Source organism: Kitasatospora sp. NPDC101155, assembly GCF_044768305.1.
In the GTDB taxonomy this organism is placed as follows: domain Bacteria; phylum Actinomycetota; class Actinomycetes; order Streptomycetales; family Streptomycetaceae; genus Kitasatospora.
On the sequence record NZ_JBIWPN010000121.1, the window covers coordinates 1 to 4990 of the forward strand.

A 4990-nucleotide genomic window follows, 5' to 3' on the forward strand; every position below is an offset into this window, starting at 1 on the left:
TCCACGAGTACCGCAGCACCGCCTAACAGAAGATCACGGCCGGCTAGCGAACGCCCAGCTCAGCGCACGTACGAGACTTTTGGCACCCAACAGGTCGGCCAGCTCGTTGAGAAGCTCGCCACCTACACCGCTTGGTGCGAACTCCTCGCCAAGGGCGCCGACAAGACCCGGGCGATGTGGGATGTCGGACTGATCACGTCACGGTGCGGCCCGTCCCAAGGCTGGCACGCCTGCGGTATTCGCCCGGAGGTACTCCGTAAGTTGTCTTGAACGCTCGGCTGAAGACGGCCTCGTCGGTGAATCCCCACCGCGCACCGATCGCTCCGACGGGGCGCGTTGCGAGGCCAGGTGCTGTGAGGTCGGTCTGGCAGCGTTCGAGCCGCCGTTGTCTGATGAAGGCGCTGATGGTCTGCTTCTCCTGACGGAACAGGTGGTGCAGGTAGCGCACCGAGATGCTGTGGGCCTCCGCCACTACCGGCGGCGATAAGTCAGGGTCCGACAGGTGGGCCTGGATGAAGGCCTTGACCCGGTACAGGAGGACTGTGTGCCGGGTCTCCGGTGGTAACAGACCCTCGCGATCCGCCAGGCCCGTGAGGAATGCTGAGGTGAGGTGGACTGCGGCTGTCCCGATCTGCTCGGCTTCCCACCCGCTCCAGGACCCGCTGGCCAGGCCCTGGAGGAAGCCTGCAAGCAGGGCACTGCTGTCGTGCGCGGGAAGTGGGCGGGACAGCAGATCCCGCATAGACCGGTCCGCGAGCGGCACCGCGGTTTTCGGTAGATGGAGGATCGTAATCCGCCCGTCCACGGTGACCCGCGACTCGAAGGGCCTGGACGTATCGTACAGCAGCAGATCTCCCGCCTGTAACTGCGCCCGGCTGCGGGCCTGTTCAATGCCCATGAGCCCGCGGGTAACGTATGCCAGCTCCCACAGCTCAGGATCCGACAGCCGGATTAGCCGGGAGGTACGCCAGCTCTGCAGCGTCGGGAATGACAAGGTGGATACGGTCACCGGGCCGAGTGCCAACGCAGTGGCTGTCGCCCGAAAGTCGTCCCGGTGCTCGGTGGTGATGTGGGTAGGCGCGAGATCCCGCGTCACCAGGTCGACCCACCAGTCGAACCGCTCCCCCTTGGGTACATCCGTCGTTCGCAGCACGAAGCCGCCCACCCCGCGCCCCCTCGCTCGGTTGTGCACATGATGCCAAGGCCATTGCACGGCATGTCAATGACACCACTGGATGGTTGGCCAGACCCTGTAGTGACCGCAAGACGCGGATACCAACTCGCCCTCCGCTCACGGAGGAAGGAGAGAGTGCGGGGATGAAACTCAAAAGACACGCCTTGAGGACCGCGGTGGTGGCGACGGCGGCGACAGCAGCGATGACGCTGATGAGCTCCGCTTGGGCCGACCCGGGTGCGGCCTGGCTGAGTTACAACGACACCGGTCTTGGTGTGAAGTGCGTCCAGATGGCCGTGAACAGCGCTGGCTACGACGCCGGGAAGGTGGACGGCAAATGGGGGAACCAGACCGAAGCAGCCGTCGAAGCGTTCCAGACCCACAAGTTCGGATACGCGGACGGCATCGTCGGGCCGCGGACCGGTGACGCCATGTGGCCCTACGTGAAGGACTACAACGGCTGGTGCTACTCGGTCCTGCCCACCTCGTTCTGATCGTAGACACCCGATCCAAAGGGGGAACCCGTGATCGCTCGCCGGATAAGCGTGGCGCTCGCCTCGCTCGCACTCACCGCTGGCAGCGCTGTGGCGCTGGCGGCACCGGCCCACGCCGGAATCATGGAGGGCAACTGCCGCTACAGCTACCGCAGCCCCTACCTCTCCGTTGGTGACACCGATGCTTCAACCACCGACGGCTGGGACCGCCCGGTCTCCCAGGCCCAGTGCGAGCTGAACTCAGTGCTCAAGTACACCTACGTCGCCACCGACGGCAGCTTCGGTCAGCAGACTCACACCGGGACGGTGCTGTTCCAGAGGTGCGCCGGCATCGCCGACGACGGCATCATCGGCCCAGTCACCTGGAGCAACCTTGATTCCTGGTTCGACAAGGGATGGCGCTGCTACAAGTAGGCGACCGAAGTAAATGAGCAGTCTGCGGGCGACGGCGTGGCCCTCGGGACTGGTGAGCTCGCCTATTCAACTGCCGTCAGCGCTCCCTGGAGCCCAGCCCGATGGTGACCGTAGGTGTTCTCCGGCGGCGTTGCCCTTGCCGAGAACCTCATCCGGCCTGGTGGGAGGCAGGGTGCACGAGTGCTGGCCTCGTCGGTCGGGTAGGCGCTCTGGCAGAGCCGACGGGCTCCGCGACATGATGATCGACCGTGCTGCTACGACTGGCGTACCTGGGTGTGACGAACGCGTTCGCGTTGCTGCGGCTGCTGCCGATGAGCGACGGTGAGAAGGACGTGGAGATCCTGGCCCTGCGCCATCAGATCGTGGTGCTGGAGCGGCAGCTGAGCGGACGGCGGGTCCGTTTCGAAGCGAGTGACCGGGCGTTCTTGGCGGCATTGCTGCGGGGTCTGCCGGCTCAGGTGCTGCGTCGCTTGCGGTTGTCGGTGCGGCCGGAGACCGTGCTGCGCTGGCACCGTGACCTGGTCGCCCGTCGTCACGCCGGCCGGTCCCGGTCGAAGCGCGGAGGCCGACCGCGAACAGTGCGCTCCGTCCGCGCTCTGGTTCTGCGCCTGGCCGCGGAGAATCCGGGGTGGGGGTACCGGCGCCTTCATGGCGAGCTGCTCGTTCTCGGTGTCAAGGTGGCCGCGTCGACGGTGTGGGAGATCCTGAGGGAGGCCGGGATCCCGCCGGCACCCGAGCGGACCTCCAGTACCTGGGCCAACTTCCTGCGCTCCCAGGCGGACGCGCTCCTTGCCTGCGATTTCTTCGAAACGGTCACCCTGTCTGGGGCCCGGCTGTACGTACTCGCGGTCATCGAGCACGCCGGCCGCCGGATCCGGATCCTCGGCGCCACCGCGCATCCGACCGCGTCCTGGGTGACGCAGGCGGCGAAGAACCTCGTCATGGACCTCGAGGACGCCGGCTGTCGGGCGCGCTACATGATCCGTGACCGAGACGGAAAGTTCCCCGAACTGTTCGACGCCGTCCTCGCTGACGCGGGGATCCAGGTCGTGCTCAGCGGCGTCCGGATCCCCCGGATGAACTCCTTCATGGAGCGCTGGGTGCAGACCTGCCGCCGAGAGCTGCTGGACCGGACCCTGATCTGGAACGAGCAGCATCTGCTCCACGCCCTGCGGGAGTTCGAGACCTTCTACAACTGCCACAGGCCACACCAGCGCATCGCGAATGCCCGCCCCCTCCGCGCGCTTCCCCAGCCAGTCGACAACCCGGAGCACATCGCCCGCCTCGACATACGCCGAACCGACCGACTCGGCGGCCTCCTCCACGAGTACCGACATGCGGCCTGAGCAGGGCGGATGAGGTTTCCGGCAAGCGCACGGCCGGCTGCGATTGGCGGGAACTCGCGGAGCAGGTCCCGGCCGGTTCGAAGGCCGCAAGCTGATCAGCCGTGTTCCGAGGCATTTGCAGCGGAGCTGAGGTGGCTTTGGAGTCGGGCGTGGCGGAACTGGTAGGCGGCTCCGACCTGGCGCAGGACTCCTCGGTGGTAGGCGTCGTCGAGGAAGGCCATGACCGCCCAGGGGAGCCGTCCTGTCAGGGGGAGCGCGATTCGGGTGAAGAGCACCCACTGACCCCAGGCGGTGAACGCGAGGACATAGGAGACGGTGCCGATGAGCCCGCACTGGGTCCCGGTTGCTAGCCATCCGAACCAGTCCATGGTGGAGAGGTTTTCCAGCACTCGGCAGGCACTGGTGACGGCGATGGTGATCACCGGTGCGACGAACAGGGCCTGGCGGATGACCGTGCCGCGGTTGATGGCCAGCAGGCGTTTCGGAGTCGCGGCGGACTTGAGATCGAGTGGTGTCTCCAGGGCGGCCATGAGCCCGAGGGCCAGGCATCCCGCCGTTCCGTAGAGGACCGAGCCCAGGAACGAGCGGATCAGCATGACTTCGACTGGCGGTCTGCCGCTGAGTGACCTGGGAATCGTCTCCGGGGCCAGCAGCGTGGTCGTGGGGCCGTACGCCAACCCCACGGCGAGGCCGATCAGCAGTCCCGCGCCGAACGCGCTTGAGAGTCTGCGGGCCGGCGCACCGGCTTTGCACCGGCCATGGCCTGGCAGTTGCAGCCGCACACGGGATGGGTCGAACGTTTCCTTGCCCAACACCACGGCGATCCCGTAGGCAAGTCCGAATGCCAGGCCGACCGCAAGTCCAGCGACAAGGCCGATGGTCAGCTCGAGCGAATAGGCCCGCGGATAGCCCGTCGCCCTCATGGCGGCGTTCACGATCAAATCGGACACGGTCGTGACTACGGTGCAGGCCAAAACGATGGCGAGGATGCGAGCGGGCAGGCTCAGGACGCTGGACAGCTGCCACCAAGCCAGGTCCTGGCGGTTGCGCTGCTTGGGCCGCTCGAGGTGCCCGGCGAGCTGGCCCAGGTAGTGCCGGGCGTGCTGCGGGTCCCACCCGCGGTGCGGGTGCAGGTGCGAGATAGCGGCGCCGGTTCGGGTCGGGGGTCGTTGGTGGTAGACGGTGGGGACGAACCCGGCCAGCAGGTGCTCTTCGATGGCTTCCGGTGTCGGGAAGCGGACGGTGTCCAGGAGTTCGGCGGGGTCCTGTCCCGGGCTGTCGCTGTAGAGGGTCCGGGCGAGCAGCACCATCAGCGGGGTGCTGAGCACCGTGGCCAGGTTGGCGGAGGAGCGGCTGTCCGGCCGGTTGCGCAGCTCGTCCAGGACCGGGTCCCACGCGGTCGCGGCTCGTCCGGCCTGCTCGCCCTGCCCGGTCGGGCGTGCGGTGCGCGGCAGGTAGTGGGCCACATTGAAGTTCCACCCTCTGGTTGGACACCTGGACACTGGGGCGTATGAGCCCAGAGGAAGCAGTCACAGGTGGGAACCAGGAGCAACATGAGTAAG

Annotated in this window: 5 protein-coding genes; 3 read left to right on the plus strand and 2 right to left on the minus strand. The window is 66.9% G+C overall.

From position 1 onward, the window contains the following. Positions 1–193: 193 nt before the first annotated feature. Positions 194–1165, minus strand: a complete 972-nt coding sequence (locus ACIRYZ_RS46110; RefSeq protein WP_402955642.1) for a helix-turn-helix domain-containing protein — start codon at positions 1163–1165, stop codon at positions 194–196. Between the two features lie 152 nt (positions 1166–1317). On the opposite strand from ACIRYZ_RS46110, the gene ACIRYZ_RS46115 reads away from it, so the two are divergent. From ACIRYZ_RS46115 to ACIRYZ_RS46125, 3 genes are all read left to right on the plus strand, one after another. Next, positions 1318–1668 (plus strand): peptidoglycan-binding protein, encoded by a 351-nt coding sequence (locus ACIRYZ_RS46115; protein WP_402955645.1) that lies wholly within the window; start codon positions 1318–1320, stop codon positions 1666–1668. Positions 1669–1698: 30 nt separating this feature from the next. Continuing rightward, positions 1699–2082: a peptidoglycan-binding protein gene (locus tag ACIRYZ_RS46120; protein WP_402955648.1), complete on the plus strand. Its 384-nt coding sequence runs from the start codon at positions 1699–1701 to the stop codon at positions 2080–2082. 248 nt (positions 2083–2330) lie between these two features. Beyond that, positions 2331–3428 (plus strand): integrase core domain-containing protein, encoded by a 1098-nt coding sequence (locus tag ACIRYZ_RS46125; RefSeq protein ID WP_402955651.1) that lies wholly within the window; start codon positions 2331–2333, stop codon positions 3426–3428. 95 nt (positions 3429–3523) lie between these two features. Here the strand turns inward: ACIRYZ_RS46125 and ACIRYZ_RS46130 are convergent, their stop codons facing one another. Then, positions 3524–4894 carry a hypothetical protein gene (locus ACIRYZ_RS46130; RefSeq protein ID WP_402955654.1) on the minus strand — a complete coding sequence of 457 codons (1371 nt, stop codon included), beginning with the start codon at positions 4892–4894 and terminating at the stop codon, positions 3524–3526. Positions 4895–4990 lie beyond the last annotated feature (96 nt).